The organism is Allobosea lupini (assembly GCF_900109525.1).
GTDB lineage: Bacteria > Pseudomonadota > Alphaproteobacteria > Rhizobiales > Beijerinckiaceae > Allobosea > Allobosea lupini.
This window is the reverse complement of sequence record NZ_FOAN01000013.1, coordinates 68,722-91,899: the sequence shown is the minus strand read 5'-3', so window position 1 is coordinate 91,899 and position 23,178 is coordinate 68,722. Positions and strand designations below refer to the sequence as shown.

Annotated in this window: 25 protein-coding genes; 19 read left to right on the top strand and 6 right to left on the bottom strand. The window is 67.2% G+C overall.

The window, feature by feature from the left end; genetic code table 11:
• Window positions 1–148 precede the first annotated feature (148 nt).
• The 6 genes from BMZ21_RS27135 (at window position 149) to BMZ21_RS27110 (ending at window position 5,267) form a co-directional block, all read left to right on the top strand.
• Window positions 149–1,345: an ABC transporter substrate-binding protein gene (locus BMZ21_RS27135; protein WP_091842222.1), complete on the top strand. Its 1,197-nt coding sequence runs from the start codon at window positions 149–151 to the stop codon at window positions 1,343–1,345.
• A 227-nt stretch (window positions 1,346–1,572) separates the two neighbouring features.
• Window positions 1,573–1,941, top strand: coding sequence for a 30S ribosomal protein S13 (rpsM, locus tag BMZ21_RS27130; RefSeq protein ID WP_091842220.1), 369 nt, complete (start codon window positions 1,573–1,575; stop codon window positions 1,939–1,941).
• Window positions 1,942–2,063: 122 nt separating this feature from the next.
• Window positions 2,064–2,453: a 30S ribosomal protein S11 gene (gene rpsK / locus BMZ21_RS27125; protein ID WP_043237079.1), complete on the top strand. Its 390-nt coding sequence runs from the start codon at window positions 2,064–2,066 to the stop codon at window positions 2,451–2,453.
• Window positions 2,454–2,544: 91 nt separating this feature from the next.
• A complete protein-coding gene (locus BMZ21_RS27120; protein WP_091842218.1) occupies window positions 2,545–3,561 on the top strand; it encodes a DNA-directed RNA polymerase subunit alpha in 1,017 nt (338 codons plus the stop codon).
• Window positions 3,562–3,674: 113 nt separating this feature from the next.
• On the top strand, window positions 3,675–4,094 hold the full coding sequence (gene rplQ / locus BMZ21_RS27115) for a 50S ribosomal protein L17 (protein WP_091842215.1): 420 nt from the start codon (window positions 3,675–3,677) through the stop codon (window positions 4,092–4,094).
• Between the two features lie 216 nt (window positions 4,095–4,310).
• Window positions 4,311–5,267, top strand: coding sequence for a tripartite tricarboxylate transporter substrate-binding protein (locus tag BMZ21_RS27110; RefSeq protein ID WP_091842212.1), 957 nt, complete (start codon window positions 4,311–4,313; stop codon window positions 5,265–5,267).
• Window positions 5,268–5,271: 4 nt separating this feature from the next.
• Here BMZ21_RS27110 and BMZ21_RS27105 read toward each other — a convergent pair whose 3' ends face one another.
• The gene (locus BMZ21_RS27105; protein WP_158673445.1) at window positions 5,272–5,691 is read right to left on the bottom strand and encodes a BLUF domain-containing protein; all 420 of its coding nucleotides are present in this window, start codon (window positions 5,689–5,691) and stop codon (window positions 5,272–5,274) included.
• A gap of 156 nt (window positions 5,692–5,847) precedes the next feature.
• On the opposite strand from BMZ21_RS27105, the gene BMZ21_RS27100 reads away from it, so the two are divergent.
• Window positions 5,848–7,281 (top strand): DegQ family serine endoprotease, encoded by a 1,434-nt coding sequence (locus tag BMZ21_RS27100; RefSeq protein ID WP_091842207.1) that lies wholly within the window; start codon window positions 5,848–5,850, stop codon window positions 7,279–7,281.
• Between the two features lies 1 nt (window position 7,282).
• On the top strand, window positions 7,283–8,590 hold the full coding sequence (locus BMZ21_RS27095; RefSeq protein WP_091842204.1) for a replication-associated recombination protein A: 1,308 nt from the start codon (window positions 7,283–7,285) through the stop codon (window positions 8,588–8,590).
• 157 nt (window positions 8,591–8,747) lie between these two features.
• On the opposite strand, the gene BMZ21_RS27090 is transcribed toward BMZ21_RS27095, so the two are convergent.
• On the bottom strand, window positions 8,748–10,010 hold the full coding sequence (locus tag BMZ21_RS27090) for a hypothetical protein (RefSeq protein ID WP_143079823.1): 1,263 nt from the start codon (window positions 10,008–10,010) through the stop codon (window positions 8,748–8,750).
• A 237-nt stretch (window positions 10,011–10,247) separates the two neighbouring features.
• Between BMZ21_RS27090 and crcB the strand changes: the two genes are divergently transcribed.
• The 4 genes from crcB to BMZ21_RS27070 all read left to right on the top strand — a co-directional run bounded on the left by crcB (window position 10,248) and on the right by BMZ21_RS27070 (window position 13,301).
• Complete coding sequence (gene crcB, locus BMZ21_RS27085) at window positions 10,248–10,631, top strand: fluoride efflux transporter CrcB (protein WP_091842301.1); 384 nt, start codon at window positions 10,248–10,250, stop codon at window positions 10,629–10,631.
• Window positions 10,628–11,944: an RluA family pseudouridine synthase gene (locus tag BMZ21_RS27080; RefSeq protein ID WP_091842199.1), complete on the top strand. Its 1,317-nt coding sequence runs from the start codon at window positions 10,628–10,630 to the stop codon at window positions 11,942–11,944. The genes crcB and BMZ21_RS27080 overlap by 4 nt, the downstream gene beginning before the upstream one ends.
• A 106-nt stretch (window positions 11,945–12,050) precedes the next feature.
• The gene (locus tag BMZ21_RS27075; protein WP_091842197.1) at window positions 12,051–12,548 is read left to right on the top strand and encodes a hypothetical protein; all 498 of its coding nucleotides are present in this window, start codon (window positions 12,051–12,053) and stop codon (window positions 12,546–12,548) included.
• A 72-nt stretch (window positions 12,549–12,620) separates the two neighbouring features.
• The gene (locus tag BMZ21_RS27070) at window positions 12,621–13,301 is read left to right on the top strand and encodes an HAD-IA family hydrolase (protein WP_091842194.1); all 681 of its coding nucleotides are present in this window, start codon (window positions 12,621–12,623) and stop codon (window positions 13,299–13,301) included.
• Between the two features lie 23 nt (window positions 13,302–13,324).
• On the opposite strand, the gene BMZ21_RS27065 is transcribed toward BMZ21_RS27070, so the two are convergent.
• Complete coding sequence (locus tag BMZ21_RS27065) at window positions 13,325–14,701, bottom strand: M20/M25/M40 family metallo-hydrolase (RefSeq protein WP_091842192.1); 1,377 nt, start codon at window positions 14,699–14,701, stop codon at window positions 13,325–13,327.
• 272 nt (window positions 14,702–14,973) lie between these two features.
• Between BMZ21_RS27065 and BMZ21_RS30505 the strand changes: the two genes are divergently transcribed.
• The 5 genes from BMZ21_RS30505 (at window position 14,974) to BMZ21_RS27040 (ending at window position 19,978) form a co-directional block, all read left to right on the top strand.
• Window positions 14,974–15,414, top strand: coding sequence for a hypothetical protein (locus BMZ21_RS30505; RefSeq protein WP_091842189.1), 441 nt, complete (start codon window positions 14,974–14,976; stop codon window positions 15,412–15,414).
• A 260-nt stretch (window positions 15,415–15,674) separates the two neighbouring features.
• Window positions 15,675–17,675 (top strand): acetyl-CoA carboxylase biotin carboxylase subunit, encoded by a 2,001-nt coding sequence (locus BMZ21_RS27055; protein ID WP_091842187.1) that lies wholly within the window; start codon window positions 15,675–15,677, stop codon window positions 17,673–17,675.
• A 63-nt stretch (window positions 17,676–17,738) separates the two neighbouring features.
• Entirely contained in the window at window positions 17,739–18,359 is a 621-nt protein-coding gene (locus BMZ21_RS27050; RefSeq protein ID WP_091842299.1) for a glutathione S-transferase family protein, read from the top strand.
• A 51-nt stretch (window positions 18,360–18,410) separates the two neighbouring features.
• A complete protein-coding gene (locus BMZ21_RS27045; protein ID WP_167561775.1) occupies window positions 18,411–18,926 on the top strand; it encodes a lysozyme inhibitor LprI family protein in 516 nt (171 codons plus the stop codon).
• A 242-nt stretch (window positions 18,927–19,168) separates the two neighbouring features.
• Window positions 19,169–19,978, top strand: a complete 810-nt coding sequence (locus tag BMZ21_RS27040; protein WP_091842181.1) for a YdcF family protein — start codon at window positions 19,169–19,171, stop codon at window positions 19,976–19,978.
• A gap of 38 nt (window positions 19,979–20,016) precedes the next feature.
• Here BMZ21_RS27040 and BMZ21_RS27035 read toward each other — a convergent pair whose 3' ends face one another.
• The 3 genes from BMZ21_RS27035 to BMZ21_RS27025 form a co-directional block, all read right to left on the bottom strand.
• Window positions 20,017–21,243, bottom strand: a complete 1,227-nt coding sequence (locus tag BMZ21_RS27035) for a glycosyltransferase (protein WP_091842179.1) — start codon at window positions 21,241–21,243, stop codon at window positions 20,017–20,019.
• 180 nt (window positions 21,244–21,423) lie between these two features.
• Window positions 21,424–21,708 (bottom strand): DUF3253 domain-containing protein, encoded by a 285-nt coding sequence (locus BMZ21_RS27030; RefSeq protein ID WP_091842177.1) that lies wholly within the window; start codon window positions 21,706–21,708, stop codon window positions 21,424–21,426.
• A gap of 30 nt (window positions 21,709–21,738) precedes the next feature.
• A complete protein-coding gene (locus BMZ21_RS27025; RefSeq protein ID WP_091842174.1) occupies window positions 21,739–22,434 on the bottom strand; it encodes a DUF599 domain-containing protein in 696 nt (231 codons plus the stop codon).
• Window positions 22,435–22,544: 110 nt separating this feature from the next.
• Between BMZ21_RS27025 and BMZ21_RS27020 the strand changes: the two genes are divergently transcribed.
• Entirely contained in the window at window positions 22,545–22,955 is a 411-nt protein-coding gene (locus tag BMZ21_RS27020; protein ID WP_091842171.1) for a rhodanese-like domain-containing protein, read from the top strand.
• A 9-nt stretch (window positions 22,956–22,964) separates the two neighbouring features.
• Window positions 22,965–23,138 carry a hypothetical protein gene (locus BMZ21_RS30500; RefSeq protein ID WP_158673441.1) on the top strand — a complete coding sequence of 58 codons (174 nt, stop codon included), beginning with the start codon at window positions 22,965–22,967 and terminating at the stop codon, window positions 23,136–23,138.
• The last annotated feature ends 40 nt before the right edge of the window (window positions 23,139–23,178 follow it).

Here is a 23,178-nt window from a genome sequence, read left to right as displayed (position 1 = left end):
CGCGCCGCGGTTGCAATTGACACATCTCCTCCCGCCGACTGAACTCCGCCCCAGGCCGATGACGGCCAAGACACGGGACGACGGCAGCCTATGCCGGTGGCACGCGCCATCGCCGGTGATCCGATCGGCCGGCAAACGGGAGGACGACATGAAACGGGTTGCTTGCCTTGTGGCGGCTGCGCTGCTGGCGACGGCTTCGACGGTGCTGGCGCAGGACGCGGTCAAGATTGGCGTCCTCAACGACCAGTCGGGCAATTACGCCGAATTCGGCGGGCTCGGCTCGGTCGAGGCGGCCAAGCTCGCGATCGAGGATTTCGGCGGCTCGGTGCTGGGCAAGCCGATCGAGATCGTCTCGGGCGACCACCAGAACAAGCCGGATGTCGCCGCGGGCCTGGCGCGGCGCTGGTACGATGTCGACGGCGTCACCGCCATCGCCGACCTGACCAATTCGGCCGTGGCGCTCGCCGTAGCCGGCATCGCCAAGGAGAAGCAGAAGGTCGCGCTCTACAACGGCCCGGCGACGACGCGCCTCTTCAACGAGGACTGCATGGCGACCGGCTTCATGTGGACCTTCGACACGGCGACCTCGGCCAAGGGCACGGCGCTGTCGATCCTGCGCGAGGGCGGCGACAGCTGGTACATCATCGCTGCCGACTACGCCTTCGGCCATCAGCTCACCGCCGACATCGAGAAGGTTGTTGCCGCCAATGGCGGCAAGACACTCGGTACCGTGCGGGCGCCGCTCTCGACGCCCGACTTCTCCTCCTTCCTGCTGCAGGCGCAGGCCTCCAAGGCCAAGATCGTCGCCTTCGCCAATGCCGGCAGCGACACGATCAATTCGATCAAGCAGGCCGGCGAGTTCGGCCTCGTCGATGGTGGCCAGAAGCTCGCCGCCATGGTCGTGGTCCTGAGCGACGTGCATGGGCTCGGCCTCGACAAGGCCAAGGGGCTGATCACCACCGCTGCCTACTACCATGACGCCGACAAGCCGAGCCGCGCCTTCGCCGACCGCTACATGGCGCGGACGAAGAAGATGCCGGGGATGATCCAGGCGAGCGTCTACTCGTCGGTGCTCCACTATCTCAAGGCGGTCAAGGCGGCCGGCACGGCGGCGGGTCCTGCTGTCGCGGCCAAGATGAAGGAACTGCCTGTCGACGACTTCTACGCACCCGGCGCCAGGATTCGCGAGGACGGTCGCCTGATGAACGACATGCTGCTGGTCGAGGCCAAGGGCCCCGCCGAATCGAAGGCGCCCTGGGACTATTTCAAGGTGGTCCGCAAGATCCCGGCGGCCGAGATCATCGCGCCGCTGTCGGAGAGCAAGTGCCCGCTGGTGAAGAAGTAAAGGCAGCCGGGGCGAGCGCGCCCGGGTTGACAGGGCGCGCTTAACCGACTACCAGCGCGCCATCCGGTTTCAGCTGAGCGATGCCGATGCCTTCGCAAGAAGGATCGACGTCGCTTTCTCGCGTGGACTGGATTCAACGCTCCGCAAGGGCCGGCCTCCACCGGACGCGGAGTTCTTGTCATTGTCATGGCGCCCGGCGTCATGGCCGCAATGGAGAGGTGAAGAACATGGCTCGTATCGCGGGCGTCAACATTCCGACCGGCAAGCGCGTCGTCATCGGTCTGCAGTACATTCACGGCATCGGCGCCCACAAGGCCAAGGAGATCTGCGATAAGGTCGGCATTGCCGCCGAGCGCCGGGTCAACCAGCTGACCGACGCCGAGGTCCTGCAGATCCGCGAGACGATCGACCGCGACTATCTCGTCGAGGGCGATCTGCGTCGCGAAGTCTCGATGAACATCAAGCGCCTGATGGACCTCGGCTGCTATCGCGGCCTGCGTCATCGCCGCTCGCTGCCGGTGCGCGGCCAGCGCACCCACACCAACGCCCGCACCCGCAAGGGCAAGGCGAAGCCGATCGCCGGCAAGAAGAAGTGAGTTTCGGCGGGCCGGGCGACCGGCTCGCTGCAGTATTTTGCGTCGCCTGACCCGCTCGCGGGCAGGCGATATCCCCAGCGCCTGGCATCACGGGCGCGCCTGAAGGATGGAAGAAAGAGACTATGGCCAAGGAAGCCCAGCGCGTCCGTCGTCGCGAACGCAAGAACATCGTCTCCGGCGTCGCGCATGTGAACGCCTCGTTCAACAACACCATGATCACCATCACCGACGCGCAGGGCAACACGATCTCGTGGTCGTCCGCCGGCACGATGGGTTTCAAGGGCTCGCGCAAGTCGACCCCCTATGCAGCCCAGGTCGCCGCCGAGGACGCTGCCCGCAAGGCTGCCGAGCACGGTATGCGCACCCTCGAGGTCGAGGTCACCGGTCCGGGTTCGGGCCGCGAGTCGGCGCTGCGCGCGCTGCAGGCCGCCGGCTTCACCGTCACCTCGATCCGCGACGTGACGCCGATCCCGCACAATGGCTGCCGGCCGCGCAAGCGTCGCCGCGTCTGAGCCTTAGCCGGATCGAAGCGGCGTCCGCAGGGGCGGACGCCGGTACGGGGCGGCCCGCCGCCGCCATTATTGAATCACCAGGAGTGCGGTCGTGATCAGCAAGAATTGGCAGGATCTGTCCAAGCCTAACAAGCTCGAAGTCAAGGTCGGCGACGACCCGAAGCGTCTGGCCACCGTGATCGCGCGTCCGCTCGAGCGCGGCTTTGGCATGACGCTCGGCAATGCGCTGCGTCGCGTGCTGCTCTCCTCGCTCCAGGGTGCCGCCGTCACCGCCGTCCAGATCGACGGCGTGCTGCATGAGTTCTCCTCGATCCCGGGCGTGCGCGAGGACGTCACCGACATTGTCCTGAACATCAAGGCGATCGCCATCAAGATGCAGGGCGAGGGTCCCAAGCGCATGACCCTGCGCAAGACCGGCCCGGGCGCTGTCACCGCCGGCGACATCAACACCATCGGCGACGTGTCGATCCTCAACCCCGAGCTCGTGCTCTGCACGCTGGACGACGGGGCTGAGATCCGCATGGAGTTCACGGTCAACACCGGCAAGGGCTATGTCCCCTCCGAGCAGAACCGTCCCGAGGACGCGCCGATCGGCCTGATCCCCGTCGACAGCCTCTACTCGCCGGTCAAGAAGGTCTCCTATCGCGTCGAAAACACCCGCGAGGGCCAGAACCTCGACCGCGACATGCTGACCATGCAGATCGAGACCAACGGCTCGGTTTCGCCCGAGGACGCGCTGGCGCTTGCCGCCCGCATCCTGCAGGACCAGCTCGCCGTCTTCATCACCTTCGAAGAGCCGCGCAAGGAAGAGGCCGTCTCGACCGCGCCGCAGCTGCCGTTCAACCCGGCCCTGCTCAAGAAGGTCGACGAGCTCGAACTGTCGGTCCGCTCGGCGAACTGCCTGAAGAACGACAACATCGTCTATATCGGCGACCTCATCCAGAAGTCGGAGGGCGAGATGCTGCGCACCCCGAACTTCGGCCGCAAGTCGCTGAACGAGATCAAGGAAGTGCTCGCCACCATGGGCCTCCATCTCGGCATGGACGTGCAGGGCTGGCCGCCGGAGAACATCGAAGAGCTGGCCAAGCGCTTCGAAGAGCACTACTGAGACCCCGGCGCGGGACTGCGTCCCGCGCCACTTCCCGCCCGGCGCATGAGCACCGGAGCATAAAGGACGGCCGTTCCGTGGCACGGCGGCCGTAAGCAACGAAGGAGCCAATCATGCGTCACGGTTTCCGCGGTCGTCGTTTCAACCGCACTGCCGAGCATCGCCAGGCGATGTTCGCCAACATGGCCCAGGCCCTGATCAAGCACGAGCAGATCACCACCACGCTGCCGAAGGCCAAGGACCTGCGTCCGGTCGTCGAGAAGCTGGTCACGCTCGGCAAGCGCGGCGACCTGCACGCCCGCCGCCAGGCGATCGCGCAGATCAAGGACGTCGCTTTGGTCGGCAAGCTCTTCGCGATCCTCGGCCCGCGCTACAAGGAGCGCAATGGCGGCTATCTGCGCATCATGAAGGCGGGCTTCCGCTTCGGCGACAACGCCCCGCTCGCCGTCATCGAGTTCGTCGATCGCGACGTCGACGCCAAGGGCAAGGATTCCGGCCCGGTCTTCACGGCGGATGACGAGCAGGCGGCCTGAGCCGCGCCGACATCAAGCATTTCGGAAGGGCGGTCTTCGGGCCGCCCTTTTTGTTTTGCCTGTGCAGGTCAGAGGCGAGAGGGGATTGCTGCGCGAGATTGTTGCGCCCGCTTGCGCTTCTCCCCGCGTCAGGTGGGTGCTAGCGTCTGCCCGAACCGGGCAGGGCGGTTCTGAAGACCGCTTTGGAAAAAGCCCGGCGTCGAGGGAGATATTCGCATGAAGCGCGCTGCTCTGGCTATTTTAGCCGCTATCGCCATCCTGCCGGCGCAGGCCCAGGACAAATATCCCTCCAAGCCGATCAACATGCTGGTGCCCTTCGCGGCCGGCGGCTCCTCCGACGTGATCGCCCGCCTCGTCGGCGAGGAAATGGCGCAGGTTCTCGGCCAGCGCATCGTGATGGAGAACATGGGCGGAGCGGGCGGCGCGACCGCCTTGACGCGGGCGGCCCGGGCCGAGCCCGACGGCTACACCATCGTGATCGGCAACAGCGGCACCAATGCCGCCTCCTATACGATCTACAACGACCTGAAATACACGCCCGCCGATTTCGTGCCGGTCGGCCTGGTCGCCAAGACCTCGCCGATGATCGCGCTGAAGCTCGACTTCCCGGCCAAGGACCTCAAGGAGTTCCTCGCCTACGCCAAGGCCAATCCCGGCAAGCTCAGCCTCGGCCATGCCGGTGTCGGCTCGTCGAACTATCTGATCTGCCGCAACTTCCTGAAGGCGTCCGGCCTCGACGTGGCGCTGGTGAGCTATCGCGGCGCGGGCCCGGCGCTGAACGACCTGATGGGCGGACAGATCGACGGCGTCTGCGATGCAGCGACCTCGCTCTCCGGCGCGGTCCAGGGCAACAAGGTCAAGGCGCTGGTGGTGGCGACGCCGCAGCGCCTGCCGAGCCTGCCCGATGTGCCGACCTCGGTCGAAGCCGGGCTGCCGGCGTTCCAGGCGCAGGGCTGGAACGCGATCTTCGCGCCGAAGGGCACGCCGCAGCCGGTGATCGACAAGCTCAATCAGGCGCTGCGCACAGCGCTTTCCAGCGAAAAGCTGCATGCGCGCTTCAAGGAGCTCTCTTCGGTGCTGCCTGAAAAGGACGAGATGTCGCCCGAGTTCGTCGCCAAGATGGTTCCGGCCGAGATCGAGAAGTACAAGGTGCTGCTCAGCGACGCCAAATAGGCTTTCAGGCCCGGGCGCTGGCGAGTTCTGTGGCGAGGTCGAGCAGAACGTCCAGCGGCTGCTCGAAGATCTCGGCGTCGGGAGAGACGCCATAGAGCCCGAAGATGAACGCAGTCGTCTCGTTACGCTCGGCAAGGGCCATCGCCCAGCCGGCGAACTGCCTGTGAGCGATCGCATCCTGCGCCAGCAGGCGCAGATCGCCATGGCGCGGATCGACCATGATCCGGCCATAGGTTTCCGCGATAGACCCGGCCTCGCCTTCGAGGACCTGGGCGAATCCACCCGGTGTCGCCATCAGGAAACCTGTGAGATGCCTTTGCGCATTGTGTCGCCGCGCCGTCTCGAGAATGCGCGCGAGCTCGACACGTCGATCCGCCTCGACGAGTCGGCTCCGGCTGGCATAAACAAGGCGCACGAGGCTCACGTCGACATTCCTTCCGGGGGTGAGATGAGGGGTTTCGCGACCCGGAACGGAAGCACGCAGCGCGTGTTTCGCAGACTATCCGGGCTGCTGCCGTGGAGGGATAGTTCGGGAAACGAACGCCCGGGGCAGTCGTTTTGTTTCAAGAAGGAGATCGGCATGCGCCGTTCCATCGTGCCGAACCGCAGTCAGCTCGTCGCTCTGACCCTCGGCCTTGCACTGTCCGCGGGCGCCTCAACGCTGGCCCTCGCCCAGGCCCGGCAAGTGCCGGAGGCGCGGCAGCAGATCACGCTGTCCTTCGCGCCGGTCGTGCAGAAGACCGCGCCTTCGGTCGTCAACGTCTATGGCGCGCGTGTCGAGCGGCGGCCGCAGAACCCGTTCATGGACGACCCGTTCTTCCGCCGCTTCTTCGGTGATGGCGGTTTCGGCCTGCCGCGCGAGCAGGTGCAGCGCTCGCTCGGCTCGGGCGTCATCGTCGATGCCGGAGCGGGGCTCGTCGTCACCAACAACCACGTCATCGAGGGGATGACCGAGGTCAAGGTGGCGCTGGCCGACAAGCGCGAATACGAGGCGACGATCCTGCTGCGCGATCCGCGCACCGATCTCGCCGTGCTCAAACTCAAGGGCGCCAAGGAGCTTGCGGCGATCGAGGTCGGCGATTCCGATGCGCTGCAGATCGGCGATCTCGTGCTGGCGATCGGTAATCCCTTCGGTGTCGGCCAGACGGTGACGCAGGGCATCATCTCGGCGCTGGCGCGCACCCAGGTCGGCGTCGGCGACGCCCAGTCCTTCATCCAGACCGACGCCGCGATCAACCCCGGCAATTCCGGCGGCGCGCTCGTTGACATGCAGGGCCGGCTCACCGGCATCAATACCGCGATCTTCTCGAAATCGGGCGGCAGCGTCGGTATCGGCTTCGCCATTCCCTCGGCCATGGTCCGCGTCGTCGTCGACAGCGCCAAGACGGGGGCGACGACGGTTCGCCGGGCCTGGTTCGGGGCGCGGTTGCAGGCGCTGACCCAGGACGTCGCCGACGGGCTCGGGCTCGACCGGCCGGCCGGCTCCGTGGTCGCCAGCGTGGTCGATTCCGGGCCCGCGGCCGAAGGCGGCCTCAAGCGCTCGGACGTGATCCTCGCCGTCGACGGCGTCGGCGTCGACGATCCCGAGAGCTTCGGCTATCGCTTCGCGACCCGTCCGATCGGCGGCACGACGCAGCTCACCGTGCTCCGCGGCGGCAAGCGCATCACCATTCCCGTCAAGCTGACGCCGGCGCCGGAGACGCGCCCGCGCGAGCCGGTCAAGGTCGGCGGCCGCTCGCCCTTCACGGGGCTCACCGTGCTGAACCTGTCGCCGGCGGTCGCCGAAGAGCTCTCGATCGACCTCTCGACCGAGGGCGTCGTCGTCGGCAATATCGAGGAAGGCAGCCCGGCCGCGCGCGTCGGCTTCCAGAAGGGCGATCTCATCCTCGCCATCAATGGCGAGCGCATCAATGCCTCGCGCGAGATCGAGCTGGCGACGCGCGAGCGCAAGCGCTCCTGGGAGGTGACGATCTCGCGCGGCGGTCAGACCGTGACGTCCGTGTTCGGCGGGTGAGGTGACCGACCTCTTCTCCGCCTCCGGCCTCGACAAATCCGGTCCGCGCCCGCTCGCGGACCGGGTGCGGCCGACGACGCTCGGGGAGGTCTCCGGCCAGGATCACCTGACCGGCGAGGACGGCGTGCTGACCCGGCTGATCGCCTCGGGCTCGCTCGGTAGCCTGATCTTCTGGGGGCCGCCCGGCACCGGCAAGACCACCGTGGCGCGCCTGCTCGCGGGGCAGACCGATCTCGGCTTCGAGCAGATCAGCGCGATCTTCTCAGGCGTAGCCGATCTGAAGAAAGCCTTCGACGCCGCCCGCGGCCGCCGGCTCGGCGGCAAGGGCACCTTGCTGTTCGTCGACGAGATCCACCGCTTCAACCGGGCCCAGCAGGACGCCTTCCTGCCGGTGATGGAGGACGGCACGATCACGCTGGTCGGCGCCACCACCGAGAACCCGTCCTTCGCCTTGAACGCCGCGCTGCTGTCGCGCGCCCGCGTCCTGACCTTCAAGGCGCTCGACGAGGGCCCACTGCTCTTCCTGCTCGGCCGGGCCGAGGCGCTGGAGAATCGCGAATTGCCGCTGACGCCGGAGGCGCGGCTCGCGCTGGCGCGCTTCGCCGATGGCGACGGGCGGGCGGTGCTGACGCTGGCGGAAGAGACCTGGCGCGCCGCCAAGCCGGGCGAGATCTTCGACGAGGCCGGCCTTTCCGAGGTTATCCAGCGCCGCGCGCCGATCTACGACAAGGCGCAGGATGGCCACTACAATCTGATCTCGGCCCTGCACAAGACGATCCGCGGCTCCGATCCGGACGCCGCGCTCTATTACTTCGCCCGCATGCTCGATGCCGGCGAGGACCCGCGCTTCCTGGCGCGGCGGCTTGTGCGCATGGCGGTCGAGGATATCGGCCTCGCCGACCCGCAGGCGCTGGTGCATGCCCGCGCCGCCGCCGAGACCTACGAGCAGCTCGGCTCGCCCGAGGGCGAGCTCGCTTTGGCCAATACGGTGATCTATCTCGCCACCGCGCCGAAATCGAACGCGGCCTATGTCGCCTACAAGGCGGCGATGCGCACCGCCAAGCAGGCGGGCTCGCTGACGCCGCCCAAGACGATCCTGAACGCCCCGACCAAGCTGATGAAGGAAGAGGGCTACGGAGCGGACTACGCCTATGACCACGACGCCCCCGACGCCTTCTCCGGCCAGAACTACTGGCCGGACGCACTCGGCCGGCAGCGCTTCTACGATCCGCCCGAGCGCGGCTTCGAGCGCGAGATCAGGAAGCGGCTGGAATACTGGGAGAAGCTCCGGCAGGAGCGGGGGGAGTAGGGCGCTCTTCTGCCGAAGAATGCCAGCTATTCTCCGCCATGGTCGAGCTTGTCCCGACCATCCACGTCTTCCTTCGGACGGCGCGGTGTCCAGGACGTCGATGCTCGCCACAAGGGGGAGCACGACGGCGTGGGCAGCTCTGTAAAAGCAACTGCTTCTAAAAACTCCGCTCGATGAACACCTGCGTGGAGATTTGTCGCCCGGCCAGTCCAACCGGGATCTCGCGGCCTGTCAGTGCGATCTTCGCCCAGGCGACCGAGCTCTCGATGCCGGCCTTGAAACCCTCGACCGGCGTCCACACCAGATTGGCGGCGAAGCGGTCGATCCTGACCTCGCCGCGGATCTGGCCGGCGAGCGGCACTTCCAGCCAGTAGCGGCTGAGATAGGCGTTGCTGGCGAGCTCGTCGGTCCATTCGAAGCGGCCGGAGACGACGCCGGAAAAGCCGCGCGTGGCATCGCTCGCCACCAGCACGCGGTTGACGGTGCGGGCGTCGAGCACCGAGCCGAGATAGGGCGCCCCGTCTATCGCGCCGGCGAGCTGGGCGGTCAGGCTCCAGCCATGGCCCAGCGCCTCGCCTTCATAGGTCGCGCCGACGATGCCGGCCCGGCCGAAGCGCGCGGGCGTGCCGGGGATCTCGCGCAAGGCGAGCGCGCCATGAACGGTCCAGCCGTCCTGCTCGTAAACGAGGCGGCCGATTGTGTCCGGTATGCGCCGCCCGGTCGGGACCGGTGCGCTCGAGGCGGTGTTGCCGAGCGCGGGATCTTCGAGGGCCAGCGTGGCCGTCCAGCTCTCGGTCAGCGGCAGTTCCAGCGCGATGATGCCGACGGTGCGCGAGGGTACGCGCGCCGAGAAGATGAACTCGTCGCCGGTCCAGAACGAGAAACGCGAGGCATCGAGGCCGAAGGTCCAGGGGCCGACCAGAATGGTCGCCTCGTCGATCGAAGGATCGCTGGCGCCGTCGACCGGGCTGTACAGAGTGAAGCTGAAGGCCGTGCCGACGCGCAGGCCCGATGCGAGCTCATGCGAGGTCGCGATGCGGAAAGCGGCGCTCAGGGGGAAGGAGGTCGCGGCCGGTGGGGCCGGTGGGCCGTTGCGCGAGGCGCGGAAGGAATCGCGCTGCATGCCGGCGCTGACAGTGCCGGAGATGGCAAGGCAAGTGGCCGACCCCGGCAGGACGAGGCCGCGCTCCGGCGGGTCTTCGTCCTCCTCATCGTTATCATCGTCGTCGCTGTCGTCGTCCGCCTCCTCGCTCGAATCCGCGGGCTTGGCCGGCCCGCCGGTGAAAAGCGGCTGGATTTCGGGAGGCGCGATCGTGCAGGCGCGAGCGAAGCTTGGCGCCTGCGCCGGGCGGGACGGCAGGCGCAGCGGCGCGGCGAGGGCGGTCTGCGAGAGGAGGGCGAGGCCGAGGCCGGCAGGCAAGATCGCGCGCCAAGCCGCGCCGATACGCTCGCCTCCCGGTTCGGAACCGCATGCCATCGGCGCGACGACCACCCCTTGCGTCTCGACTTTTCTGCCGGGCGGGGAGGCGGCAAGTCAATCGTTCCGAGGAGGTAGCGTACGGCATCCTCGATGAAAGCGGCCTGCTGGCGATCGCAGACCACCGGATTGCAGCGGATTTCGTTTGTGCGCGATGACGCGGCGCTCTATGCCTCGGGAATGCTTTCCACCGCTCTCGTCTTCCTCGGCGCCGGCATCGGCGGCGTGCTCCGGCACGGCGTCAACATCGTCTCGCTGAAATGGCTCGGCATGTCGTTCCCGTATGGGACGATGGCCATCAACATCATCGGCTCCGGGGTGATGGGCCTGGTCGCCGGTTTCCTCGCCTTCAAGGCGGGCGAGGGCTGGACGCAGAATGCCCGGCTCTTCCTCGCCACCGGCATTTTGGGCGGCTTCACGACCTTCTCGGCCTTTTCGCTCGACGCGGTGCTGCTCTGGGAGCGCGGCGAGATGATGCTGGCCGCATTCTACGTGCTGTGCTCGGTCGTCCTCTCGCTCATGGCGCTGGTCGCGGGGCTCGCTCTGGTCAGGGGGCTATCATGAGAACCGGGGGCAAGGGACCGAGCGGTCCTCCACGCGGCAACGGTCCCAAGCGTGGCGGCAGGCCGCCTGCCTCAGGCGCGCCGAAAGGCAAGCGCCCGAGCCATGACGCGCGCCGTTCGGCCCGAGCCAGGCCGCGGCCGGCGGAGGACGAGGTCGTGCGTACCGAACCGACGCGCAACCCGAAGCCACATCATCCCGCGCCGAGGGCCGCAGCTCCGCGCACGCCAGCACCGCGCACGCCCGCGATGCGCAAGCCGCCGATCACGGATGCGCCGACGCGCGCCGAGGTCAAGGCCGTGACTGCTGAGGTGCTCGCGACCGGCGTGCAGCAGCTCGTAGTGACGCCGGACGAGAACGAGATGCGGATCGACCGCTTCCTCGAAGCGCGTTTTCCGCAGCTCTCCTTCAGCCATATCCAGCGCATCGTCCGGAAGGGCGAACTGCGCGTCAACGGCAAGCGCGCCGACAGCAAGGACCGGCTCGAAGCCGGCCAGACCGTGCGCATCCCACCGCTCAAGCTCGAGCAGGCGGCGGAGCGGCCGCGCTCGGCCAAGGCCGATGGCGACACGATCGGCTTCCTGCGCTCGATCACGCTCTACGAGGACGACGACGTCATCGTCCTCAACAAGCCGGCGGGCCTGGCTGTGCAAGGCGGCTCCGGCACGACGAGGCATGTCGACGGCATGCTCGATGCCCTGACCGGCAAGGACGGGCAGAAGCCGCGCCTCGTCCATCGCCTCGACAAGGATACGGCCGGCTGCCTCGTCATCGCCAAGTCGCGCTTCGCCGCGGCGACTTTGGCCAAGACCTTCCGCTCGCGCTCGGCCCGCAAGGTCTACTGGGCGCTGGTCGCCGGCGTGCCGCGTGTGCGCCAGGGCCGGATCTCGACCTATCTCGCCCGCGAAGAGGCTTATGACGGCGACCAGCGCATGGCCGTCGCCCAGCATGGCGACGACGGCGCGATGCATGCGGTGACCTATTACGCCGTGGTCGAGACCGCGGCGCAGAAGCTCGCCTGGCTCTCGCTCAAGCCGGTGACCGGACGCACCCACCAATTGCGCGCCCACGCCGCCCATATCGGCCATCCGATCGTCGGTGATCCCAAATACTTCAACATCCAGAACTGGGAGCTGCCCGGCGGCATCCAGAACAAGCTGCATCTGCTCGCCCGGCGCATTGTGCTGCCGCATCCGCGCGGCAAGGGCACGATCGACGTCAGCGCGCCGCTGCCGCCGCATATGCGCCAGAGCTGGAACCTGCTCGGCTTCGAGGATGCGCCCTACGACCCGATCGTCGATGCGCCGGACGAGTGAGGTCTGCACGAAAAAGTTGCGTAACCTTGCGTGAGAACACTTGTCGAACAAAACGCGATATGTTCTAAGTTTGTTCCTGTGAACCCTTTGTCACGGGAGGCTTTCCATGTTGCGCATCGCCTTGCTTGCCGCCGGCTTCGTTCTGTCGTTCTCCTCCGCCGGCTTCGCCCAGTCACAGCCGGCCCCAGTCGCCCCGAAACCGGCTGCTGCGGCGCCTGACGAGCCGGTGCCGCGTGCCGCCCGGGCCGAGGCGCGACGCGACTGCTATGCCGAGAACGTCGCGCTGTCAGGCGACGACCTGCGCCGCGCCATGCGCGAGTGCATGCAGGAGCGTTTTCCCGGCGTGAAGCTCTATGCCAGCGATGGCCTGACGCGCGACGGCAAGCCGACAGCCGTGACGGCGCGGGCCGTCTGCAAGCAGGAGGCCGATGCGACCGGGCTCAAAGGGGCCGAACGGACGGCGGCGCTGGTCGCCTGCTTCAACGGCAAGCGGCCGGACCTCGCCCAGCGGGCCGAATGCCGCAAGGAGGCACGCGGCAAGGGGCTCGACGGCGAGGCCCTGAAGGCTGCCATCGCCGAATGCGGCCGCAACCCGCAAGGGTGAGGCCATGACGGCATGAGGGCCTTGCGCCGGCGGAGATGGCGGGCTGCCGCCAACTCCTGTAGAGCGCGGCACATGGACCTCATCATCTTCGATCTCGACGGCACGCTGGTCAATTCCGAGGCGATCATCCTCGGCGCGCAATACGAGACCTTTGCGCGCTGTGGCCGACCGCACCCGGGCCGCGAGGCCGGGCTCGGCGTCATCGGATTGACCCTCGACATCGCGCTGATGCGAGTCGCCGGGCTCACCGAGCCGGACGATGTGCTGACGCAGACCTACCGCGAGGTCTTCAACGGCATGCGGCAGCGGGCGGAGACCGACCCAGCCCTGGCCGAGCCGCTCTTCCCCGGTGTGGTCGAGCTGCTGGCGGGGCTGTCTCGGCGGCCTGCCACCGTGCTCGGCATCGCCACCGGCAAATCACGCCGCGGCGCCGACTACATCGTCGAGCGCCATGCCTGGGGCGACCTGTTCAAGACGATCCAGACTGCTGATGATGCGATCTCGAAGCCGCATCCGGAGATGATCCTGCGGGCGATGGCCGAAACCGGAGCCAGGCCAGAGCGGACGCTCATGGTCGGCGACAGCACCTTCGACATGCAGATGGCGGTGGCGGCTGGTGTGACCCCGGTCGCGGTCTCCTGGGGCTTCCAGCCGGTCGCGGCGCTGCGGGCGGCCGGCGCGCGGCATGTGATCGAAGCTTGCGCCGAGCTGACGGGGATCGTCGACGGGCTGACGGTGACCGAGCCGGCCTGAGGGCGAGTGGCCCTGGCAGGCGTTCAGGGCGCTTCGAGCTGGCCGAGTTCGTACAGCAGCGCCGCGCCGGTGCGCAGCCCGCTATAGAAGCAGTCAAGCGTCAGATTCTCGTTCGGCGCGTGGTTCGCCTCGTCCGGATTGGCATAGGGCGTGACGAAGGCGGGAATGCCGAGGATCTTGGTGAAGACGTAGCCGGGCAGGCTGCCGAAGCCGGCCGGGATCAGCAGCGGCTCGACGCCCTGCGCCGCGACGAAGGCTCGGCGCAAAGGCGCGGTGAAGGGCGAGGCGATCGGTGTCTTCGAGGGCTGCATGCCGGCATCGGCGGCGATGAACTCGACCTCCGGCGCATGCTGCGTCACATGCGCGGCGACCTTGCGCAGGATGTCCTCAGGGTCCTGCGCCTCGACCAGGCGGATGTCGCATTTCACCATGGCTTCGTTGGGCAGCACCGTCTTGGAGCCGGGGCCGCCATAGCCGCCATGGAAGCCGTTGATGGTCAGGGTCGGCCGGAAGCAGAGGCGCTCGTAGAAGGGCCGATCGGCCGGCGCGTCGAGCCTGGTCAGGCCCAGGCTGTGCTTCACCGCCTCGATGTCGAGCGGCAGGGCGTCTATCGCGGCGAGTTCCTCGGTTGTCGGCGCTTCGATGTCGTCGTGCAGCCCGGGAATCGTGATCTCGCCTTCGGCATTCTTCATGGTGCCGAGCAGATGCACCAGCGTCCAGATCGGGTTCGGCACGACGCCGCCGAAATTGCCGGAATGCACGTCGCGGACGGCATGCCGGCAGCGCAATTCGAAAGAGATGACGCCGCGCGAGCCGAACTTGATCGCGGCCGCGCCGCTGGCATGGCGCGGCCCGTCGGCGGTGACGGCGAGATCGGCCCTGAGCATCGCCCTGTTGGCCTCGACGAAGCCGGCGATGTTCGGGCTGCCGATCTCCTCCTCGCCCTCCAGCAGCAGGATGACGTTGCAGGGCAGGGTGCCGTGCACCGCAAGATGGGATTCGATCGCGAGGATCTGGGCGAAGTGCTGGCCCTTGTTGTCGCCGACGCCGCGCGCATAGATCCGGCCGTCGCGGATCGTCGGCTCGAAGGGCGGCGAGAGCCATTTGTCGAGCGGGTCCGGCGGCTGCACGTCGTAATGGCCGTAGAGCAGCACCGTCGGCTTGCCAGGCGCCTTCTGCCAGCGGGCGACCACCATCGGGTGCCCGTCGGTCGGTACCAGGCTGGTCTCCAGCCCGATCTTCGCCAGGATCTCGACCAGCAGTGCGCCGACCTCGGCGATGCCGATATTCTGCGCGCTGATGCTGGAGTGACGCAGATAGGCGAGCAGGCGATCGAGGAAGGTGCTGCCGTTCGCCTCGATATGCGCGAAGACCACAGCCAGCGTGTCGGAAGAAGCCATGGTCGCGCCGCCTGCCCGAGTTCTGATCCTGCGGCACGGTAGAGTGCCATGCTTCGCCGCGTCCAATGCGCCAAACGCAGTCCGGAAAACCGCTTGCCGGCACGCGGTCCAGGTGGGGCAGTAATATCCTCGCAACCACGCTGACTCAGGACCGTTTAACCTGAACAGGCGTTCAGATTTGCGTGTTAACCACCTGCTGACTGGCCTGGTCGCATCGTCTTCACACGACAGGGACAAACCGACACGAAACAACGTCGGACAGGGGTTGAACGATGATTGGCCACGAACTTCGCGAATTCGTCGATCACGTGATGGACAGGCGCGTGATCGACGATGAAGACGTCCGAATTCTTCAGCGTGAAATCTTGCACGAGGTCGTCCTGACCCGTGACATCATCGATGTGCTGGTGGCGCTCGACCGTGCCGTCGCCGACAAGTCGCCGCTCTTCGCCGATGTATTGCTGGCCTTCTGCGTCGACTTCTCGGTCTGGGAGAGCCGCCCGACCGGCCGGATCGACCGCGACAAGGCGCATTGGCTGGTAACGACGCTCTCGGCCGGCGACGGTCCGACGCCTCTGGCGCAGAAGATCGCCTTCGAGGTCGTCCGCGAAGCCGAGTCCTGCGACGAGGCCCTGGTCAGCTTTGCCCTGCGCAAGGCCGATGCCCGGATTTCCACCGCCCCGATCGCCCAGCGCGTGATCCTGGCGAGCTGAGATCGATTGACTGATTGAGCACAAGAGCCGGATCCGACCAGATTGGATCAATCTGGTCGGTGAATCCGTCTCTCACTTTAAAATGGAGAACGCTTTTCCGATCAGCTTGCGGTGCAAGCTGATCGGAGCGTGCTCTAGCGCCCGGCCGCCGCCGGGCGTTTGCGCACGTTGCAAAACTTTCGCATCAGTGGACGGATGCGCTTGCCTCCCGTAAAGCCCGCACTGCACAATCAAAGCTCCGGGCCGGGGGGACGCCACGCATGTTCTCGAAGATCCTGATCGCGAACCGTGGCGAGATCGCCTGCCGCGTCATCAAGACGGCAAAGCGGATGGGGATCGCGACGGTTGCGGTCTATTCTGACGCCGACCGCGATGCCTTGCATGTCGAGATGGCCGACGAGGCCGTGCATATCGGCGCAGCTCCCGCTGCCGAATCCTATCTCCAGATCGACAAGATCATCGCCGCCTGCAAGCAGACGGGGGCGCAGGCCGTGCATCCTGGCTACGGCTTCCTCTCCGAGCGCGAGGCCTTCGCGAAAGCGCTGAAGGAGAACGGCATCGTCTTCATCGGCCCCAATCCGGGCGCCATCGCTGCGATGGGCGACAAGATCGAATCGAAGAAGGCGGCAGCTGCCGCCGAGGTCTCGACGGTTCCAGGCTATCTCGGCGTGATCGAGAACCCCGAGCACGCCGTGAAGATCGCCGACGAGATCGGCTATCCCGTGATGATCAAGGCCTCGGCCGGCGGCGGCGGCAAGGGCATGCGCATCGCCCATTCGGCCGGCGAGGTGGCGGAAGGCTTCGCCCGCGCCAAATCGGAGGCGGCGTCCTCCTTCGGCGACGACCGCGTCTTCGTCGAGAAGTTCATCGTCGATCCCCGCCATATCGAGATCCAGGTGCTGGGCGACAAGCACGGCAACGTCATCTATCTCGGCGAGCGCGAATGCTCGATCCAGCGCCGTAACCAGAAGGTGCTCGAGGAGGCGCCGTCGCCGCTGCTCGACGAAGCCACCCGCCGCAAGATGGGCGAACAGGCGGTCGCGCTGGCCAAGGCCGTGAACTACGACAGCGCCGGCACGGTCGAGTTCGTCGCCGGCCAAGACAGGTCCTTCTACTTCCTTGAGATGAACACGCGCCTCCAGGTCGAGCATCCGGTGACCGAGATGATCACCGGCATCGACCTGGTCGAGCAAATGATCCGCGTCGCCTATGGCGAGAAGCTCGGCATCGGCCAGGCCGATGTGAAGCTGAACGGCTGGGCGGTCGAATCCAGAGTCTATGCCGAGGATCCGACCCGCAACTTCCTGCCCTCGACCGGCCGGCTCGTCACCTATCGCCCACCGAGCGAGGGGCCGGATGGCGACGCCACCGTGCGCAACGACACCGGCGTGTTCGAGGGCGGCGAGATCTCGATCTATTACGACCCGATGATCGCCAAGCTGGTGACGCACGCCCCAACGCGCGAGGCGGCGATCAAGGCGCAGTCGCGGGCGCTCGATGCCTTCGCCATCGACGGCATCCGGCACAACATCCCCTTCGTCGCAGCGGTGATGCAGCATCCGCGCTGGATCTCGGGCAACCTCTCGACCGGCTTCATCGCCGAGGAGTTCCCGGAAGGCTTCTCGCTGCCGCAGCCGGAAGGCGAGATCGCCTTGCGCATGGCGGCGATCGCGATCGCCTGCGACCATCGCCTGAACAGCCGCAAGCGCCACGTCTCGGCGCAGATGGAGGGCTGGCGCAAGGTCGAGTTCGAACGCACCCGCATCGTCTCGCTCGGCGGCGAGCGCTTCGAGGGTGAAGCCACGGAGCAAGGCGGGGCGGTGACGATCGCCTTTCCCGAGCGCAGCCTGACGGTCGCCAGCGACTGGCGGCCGGGCGAGCCGGTCTGGCGCGGCACGATCGACGGCGTTTCGATCGCCGCGCAGGTCCGGCCGATCCTGAACGGCGTCGCGCTCGGCCATGCCGGCGCCTATGCCAACGCCCATGTCTACACGCCGCGCGAGGCGGAACTCGCCGCGCTGATGCCCGAGAAGGTTGCTGCCGACACCGGCAAGTTCCTGCTTTGCCCGATGCCCGGCCTGGTCAAGGCACTGCTCGTTGCGGTCGGGCAGGAGGTCAAGGCGGGCGAGCCGCTCGCCATGGTCGAGGCGATGAAGATGGAGAACGTGCTGCGCGCCGAGAAGGACGTCACCATCGCCAAGATCCTGGCGAAGGAGGGCGATTCGCTGGCGGTGGACGCCGTCATCATGGAATTCGCCTGAGGCGCTTGCCTTCGCGGGGCGGCCGGATGATTGTCGCCGCCCTATCATGCGAAGGTGGCGACCATGCTGACGATCTGGGGGCGGATCAGCTCCATCAATGTGCAGAAAGTGGTCTGGGCCGCCGGCGAAGTCGGCCAGCCCTTCGAGCGGATCGATGTCGGCGGCCAGTTCGGCGGCAATCACGAGCCGGCCTATCTCGCCAAGAATCCGAACGGCCAGGTGCCGACGCTCGAGGATGGCGAGATCATCATCTGGGAATCGAGCAGCATCGTGCGCTATCTCGCGGCCCGCTACGGCGCCGGCTGGATCTGGGAGGAGGACCCGGCGAAGCGGGCCGAGGCCGATCGCTGGATGGACTGGATGCTGTCCGAATTGCAGCCGTCGATGACACCGGCCTTCTGGGGGCTGATCCGCAAGACGCGGGGCTATACCGACGAGGCGACCATCGCGGCCTCGGTCGCCAAGGCCGAAGCCAAGCTCGATATCCTGGAGGCGCATCTGGCGGGGCGGTCCTACGTCGCCAACGAGCGCTTCGGCATGGGCGACATTGCTGTGGCGCTCGGCGCGCATCGCTGGCTCCATATGCCGGTGGCGCAGAAGGACTGGCCCAATATCCGCCGCTGGTATGCGCAGGTTTCGGCACGGCCGGCGGCGGGACCCGCCATGCCGTTGCCGATCACGTGAGGACGGCAGCCCGCGCTTGACCCGCCCGATTTGGCGGTCATGATCGCCGCCATGCGCGGTTTCCTCGTCATTCCCGTCCTGATGGCGCAATTTTCCTGTGCGGCAGCGCTCGCGCAGGTGCCGACGAATCCGGTGCAATCCGCCGATCGCATGCAGGTGGCGAATTGCGTCAGACAGGGCCTTGCCGCCAGTCCCGCCTGCATCGGCCTCGTCGCGGTGCCCTGCGTCAGCGCCGCGTCGGTCAATGATCGCGCCCAGGCCGAGATCTCCTGCGCGAGGCGTGAGAAGGCGGTCTGGCGCGAGCGGCTGACATTGGCGGGCACGGCCTTGGAGCGCTCGCTCGATGCCGGGGCGCGCAGCCAGTTCGCGGCGCTGCAACTCGCCTGGCAGAGCTACGCCGTCCAGAAGTGCGCCTTCTATGGCGCCTCGCAGCCGCCGGCGCGCTCGGCCGGGCTGCAGGCGGGCTGCGAACTGCGCGAGGTGGCGGAGCGGGCGCTGGAGATCGAGCGCCTGGCGGCACGGCAGACCCGCCGCCCGCCGGCGCAGCCGCCGCAGATCATCCGGTAATATCGCGTCATGGTCTGCCTTGAGCCGACCGTCTCAGGCCGGATAGGGCGCTGGGCAGCGTCGTCTTGCCCTGAGATTCTCGGGCCTGCGCTTCGCTCCGCCCGAGAATGACGGCTGGAGCCGCACGGCCTTCACCGCAACGTGAATGCGATCCCTTGTCGAACTCCCGCCGCCCTCAGCCGTTTCCTAACGGCCTGTCAGCTTTCTGCGCGTAAGGGGAGGCGGGTCTGTTCAAGAAAGCCATGTTCTTCACCCTCTCAAAGATCCTCTGGTTCCTGGCCTCGCCGGTGAATCTCGCCATTCTCGGGCTGGTGCTGGCGAGCCTGCTCGCCTTCACGCGCTTTTCCGGGCCGGGGCGCTGGCTCGGGCTGATCTGCGTCGTCGTGCTCGGTCTGCTCGCCTTCAGCCCATTGCCGCGTATCGTCGTCAGGCCGTTGGAGGATCGTTTCCCGCAGCAGGCGATCAACTCCGGCAAGGTCGACGGCATCATCGTGCTCGGCGGCGCAATCGGCGTGGCGCGCGAGGACATCGTGCTCAACTATGCCGCGGCGCGGATGACCAAGGCGGTGGAGCTCGCCCGCGCCCATCCCGAGGCGAAGCTGGTCTTCGCCGGAGGGGGCGGCAACCTGCTCTCGCCGATCGTGCGCACCGAAGCCGACGGGGCACGCCTGCTGTTCCTCGGGCTCGGCCTGCCGGAAAGCCGCCTCGTCCTCGAGGACAAGTCGCGCAACACGCTGGAGAATGCGGTGTTCACCCGCCGCCTGGTCGATCCCAAGCCGGACGAGCGCTGGTTGCTGGTGACCTCGGCCTGGCACATGCCGCGCGCCATGGGCGTGTTCCGCAAGGCAGGATTCCAGGTCGAGGCCTTCCCGGTCGACTTCCTCTCGGCCGGCACGTCGGCAGACTATGTTCAGCCTTACCGGAAGGCGTCGCGCGGTCTCGATATCGCCGACGACGCCTTCAAGGAATGGGTCGGGCTCGTCGCCTATTATCTCGCCGGCTACAGCGATGCGCTGTTTCCGGGTCCGAGGCCAGCAGGTGCCGCCCGATAAGGAACGGCGCCTGCCGACCGGATCGTCCGGTGCAGTGACTACCGGCCCGTCGCTTTGATCAGCAGCTTCGCGGCAACTTGCGCTCCATCGGTGCGGATCGTGCGCGCCACTGCGGACGCCCGTGCTCCAGTCTCGGATGCAAGGGCGATGGCCAGCGCTGCGGACAAGGACTCGCGGGTCGGCGTCGAGCCGTCATTGGCCGCGCCGATGCCCAGTTCCACCACGCGGGCCGCCCAACAGGGCTGATCTACGACCTGGGGGACGATGACCTGCGGCGCGCCGGCGCGGGCGGCCGCGACCGTCGTGCCCGCGCCGCCATGGTGCACGACGGCCGCCATGCGCGGAAACAGCGCCTGCTGATTGACGTCGCCGGCGATGGAGAAGCAGTCGTCCCGATCTTCGCCGGGCGCGAGCCCTGCCCAGCCTCCAAGCATCACGATGCGGCGCCCTTGCGCCCGGATGACGTCGGTCGCGACCTGTGCAGCCTCCTTGACGGATGGTAGCGACATGCTGCCGAAACCCACATAGATCGGACGTTCGCCCTCCTCGAGGAATGCCATCAGTTCTGCGGAGAGCGGCCGCTGATCAGGCAGGATCCAGGCGCCGGTCTGAACAGCGTCGCAAAGATCGGTCGGCTGCCATGGCCATAGCACCGGGTCGGAGGCCAGCAGCGGCCGCTCGCCGAGAACAAGATCGCGAGCGCTGTCCACGGGCGGCAGGCCCACCGATACGCGATGGGTCGTAAGCGCCTCGCCGAACAGCGCATTCACTGTCCCGGCATTGAAGTCCCACAACGCCCGGTTGTCGGTCACGCCCGCGGGCAGAGGATGGCCCGGATAGAAGAACGGCCGATGGTGATGCGACGGCAGGAAGAACGGGCAGAAGGTGACGTGCCGATAGGCAAGGCCCCTGAGCTCGGCGACAGACCGTGCAGCGCCTACGGACGGAAACAGGCCGGTCGCGACGATCGCATCGCATCCTTCGGCCGCTTCGGAGATGGCGGCGAACTGCGCAGCCATCATGTCGGATGCCAGGCTATGGAAATCCGCGGCCGCCCGAGGCTTTGCCCGATCGGCTACCCATTGGCGGATCGGCATGAAGGCCGGTGCGAGGGGCACGCCGGCGCGCGCCAGCAGGTCGATGAATTCCTGGTCCGGAGGGGCCGAAACGATGGCCTCTACGCCGAGCGTCTGCAATTCAACGGCCAGCGCAACCATGGGTTCGACGTCGCCCCGCGAGCCGTAAGTCGATAGCAGTACACGCATTTTTCTACTCCCTTCGGCCTGGGGATCAGGCCGAGGGCAGCGTTGCTAGTCCATGGAGGGGGGCTTGCCGCAAGTCCCGGGGTGCGTTAGACGATGATAGTGGCAAAGGGCGGAGGCATTCCTCGGCCCTTTTTTGTTGCCTCACCGCGGCACGATGCAAGCAGGCCGCCGTGGCACGCTCTAGTCCTGCTCCGCCCCTTCTTGTCCCGGCAGGCGCAGGCGATAGACGCCGCGGAAATCGTCGGGATCGACCGGGCGGCCTTTTCGGGTGATGACCAGCCTGCCGTCCTTCATCAGCTGCACCGCGACGCGGCGGATCGGCTGCATCAGCGGGCCCCAGCCATCGGGATGGTCGCCGCCGAGGGCGCGGGCGACGTCCATCGGCCCGAGCGTACGCTCGTCGCCGCGTTCGGCCGCGAGGCGCAGGATGGTCTCGGCGAGGTCTTCATCTGTCGGTCTGGTCATGCCGCTTGCTGGGCCGGCGGGAGAGCTTCGTCAAGCGGCCTTGCTTCCCGCGCCGACCGCTGCGGCCGAATCCGAGGCGAATTGCCGGCGCCACATCACCGTCAGCACCGCTGCCGTCGCGATCAGGAAGAGCCAGGGCGAGATGAACCAGCCGAGATAGGCGAGCGCAAAGAAGAAGGCGCGTTGGCCGCGGTTGAAGTGCAGCCCGGCTGCGACGTTCATCGCCACCGCCTCGCGCGCCGCCGCGATCGTTTCGGGTCTGTCGGCCTCGGTATGCGACGGGATCGCACCGATCAGGATGGCGCAGTAGTTGAACAAACGGTAGGCCCAGCCGAACTTGAAGAAGGCATAGGCGAAGATCACCGCGAGTCCGATGACCTTGATCTCCCAGGCAGTGCGCGTTGTCTGCGTGGCGAAGGGCAGGTCGGCGAAGATCTGGACGACGCGATCGGCCGATTGCAGCAGCGTCAGCGAGCCGCCGATGGCGATCAGCGAGGTCGATGCGAAGAAGGCGGTGCCGTTCTGCAGGCCGTTCATCACCTGCGTGTCGATGATCCGGTTCTCACGCCTGACTGATTCCATGATCCAGCGCTCGCGGCGCTCGTTCATCAGCGCGTTGAGGCTGCGCCGCGCATGCGGGCCGACTTCGACGGCCAGGAGATAGCCGACCCAGGCGGCGGCGAAGAAGGCGATCGCGATCAGGTCGAGCGGTCCGAATCCGGCCATGAGCCCCTCCGACCGGCAGATTGGCGAGGCCAGCGCGTACCTGCAAGCCTGTCGATTGACGCCGGCCGTCGCAGCCGCCACTTTGCCGGCCTCGCAAGGGAGGGCCGGCCGTGCCGCAGACGATAACCAAGGGCTACAAGGCGCTGCTGGCCGAAGCGGAAGCTGCTGTGAAGACGCTCTCGGTCGACGAGGCGAAGGGCCTGGTCGGGCGGGGCGATGTCGTCTTCGTCGATCTGCGCGATCCGCGCGAGCTCGAGCGGGAAGGGCGCATGCCCGGTGCCTTCCATTGCCCGCGCGGCATGCTGGAATTCTGGATCGATCCGGACAGCCCCTATGCCAAGCCGGTCTTCCAGGAGGACAAGCAGTTCGTCTTCTTCTGCGCCGGCGGCTGGCGCTCGGCGCTGGCGGCCAAGACGGCACAGGATATGGGCCTGAAACCGGTCGCGCACATCGAGGGCGGCTTCGGCGCCTGGAAGAAGGCCGGCGCTCCGTTCGATGCGCCTGAGCCGAAGCAAGGCTGAGCGCGCCGCTTGTCCCATTACGTCGTCGTTTTTCTTGTCATCTGCTTTCTCTTCCGCAAGCCGCTCGGACGCCTGCTGGCGAAGCAATTCCCCGACCGGGGCAAGCGCCAGCGCGTGCTCGGCACGATCATCGCGGCGTTCCTGCTGGTGATCGGGATGAGGCTGCTGGCGCTGTTCTGGTGACGCGCGCGCGGCCCGCGCGTCATTCAAGATCATGACCGCA

Bases quoted from the DNA above. Each gene is read 5' to 3' on its own strand.
- BMZ21_RS27135 (WP_091842222.1), top strand. From the start codon at position 149: ATGAAACGGGTTGCTTGCCTTGTGGCGGCTGCGCTGCTGGCGACGGCT.
- rpsM (WP_091842220.1), top strand. From the start codon at position 1,573: ATGGCTCGTATCGCGGGCGTCAACATTCCGACCGGCAAGCGCGTCGTC.
- rpsK (WP_043237079.1), top strand. From the start codon at position 2,064: ATGGCCAAGGAAGCCCAGCGCGTCCGTCGTCGCGAACGCAAGAACATC.
- rplQ (WP_091842215.1), top strand. From the start codon at position 3,675: ATGCGTCACGGTTTCCGCGGTCGTCGTTTCAACCGCACTGCCGAGCAT.
- BMZ21_RS27110 (WP_091842212.1), top strand. From the start codon at position 4,311: ATGAAGCGCGCTGCTCTGGCTATTTTAGCCGCTATCGCCATCCTGCCG.
- BMZ21_RS27100 (WP_091842207.1), top strand. From the start codon at position 5,848: ATGCGCCGTTCCATCGTGCCGAACCGCAGTCAGCTCGTCGCTCTGACC.
- crcB (WP_091842301.1), top strand. From the start codon at position 10,248: ATGCTTTCCACCGCTCTCGTCTTCCTCGGCGCCGGCATCGGCGGCGTG.
- BMZ21_RS27080 (WP_091842199.1), top strand. From the start codon at position 10,628: ATGAGAACCGGGGGCAAGGGACCGAGCGGTCCTCCACGCGGCAACGGT.
- BMZ21_RS27075 (WP_091842197.1), top strand. From the start codon at position 12,051: ATGTTGCGCATCGCCTTGCTTGCCGCCGGCTTCGTTCTGTCGTTCTCC.
- BMZ21_RS27070 (WP_091842194.1), top strand. From the start codon at position 12,621: ATGGACCTCATCATCTTCGATCTCGACGGCACGCTGGTCAATTCCGAG.
- BMZ21_RS27065 (WP_091842192.1), bottom strand. From the start codon at position 14,701: ATGGCTTCTTCCGACACGCTGGCTGTGGTCTTCGCGCATATCGAGGCG.
- BMZ21_RS30505 (WP_091842189.1), top strand. From the start codon at position 14,974: ATGATTGGCCACGAACTTCGCGAATTCGTCGATCACGTGATGGACAGG.
- BMZ21_RS27055 (WP_091842187.1), top strand. From the start codon at position 15,675: ATGTTCTCGAAGATCCTGATCGCGAACCGTGGCGAGATCGCCTGCCGC.
- BMZ21_RS27050 (WP_091842299.1), top strand. From the start codon at position 17,739: ATGCTGACGATCTGGGGGCGGATCAGCTCCATCAATGTGCAGAAAGTG.
- BMZ21_RS27045 (WP_167561775.1), top strand. From the start codon at position 18,411: ATGCGCGGTTTCCTCGTCATTCCCGTCCTGATGGCGCAATTTTCCTGT.
- BMZ21_RS27040 (WP_091842181.1), top strand. From the start codon at position 19,169: ATGTTCTTCACCCTCTCAAAGATCCTCTGGTTCCTGGCCTCGCCGGTG.
- BMZ21_RS27035 (WP_091842179.1), bottom strand. From the start codon at position 21,243: ATGCGTGTACTGCTATCGACTTACGGCTCGCGGGGCGACGTCGAACCC.
- BMZ21_RS27030 (WP_091842177.1), bottom strand. From the start codon at position 21,708: ATGACCAGACCGACAGATGAAGACCTCGCCGAGACCATCCTGCGCCTC.
- BMZ21_RS27025 (WP_091842174.1), bottom strand. From the start codon at position 22,434: ATGGCCGGATTCGGACCGCTCGACCTGATCGCGATCGCCTTCTTCGCC.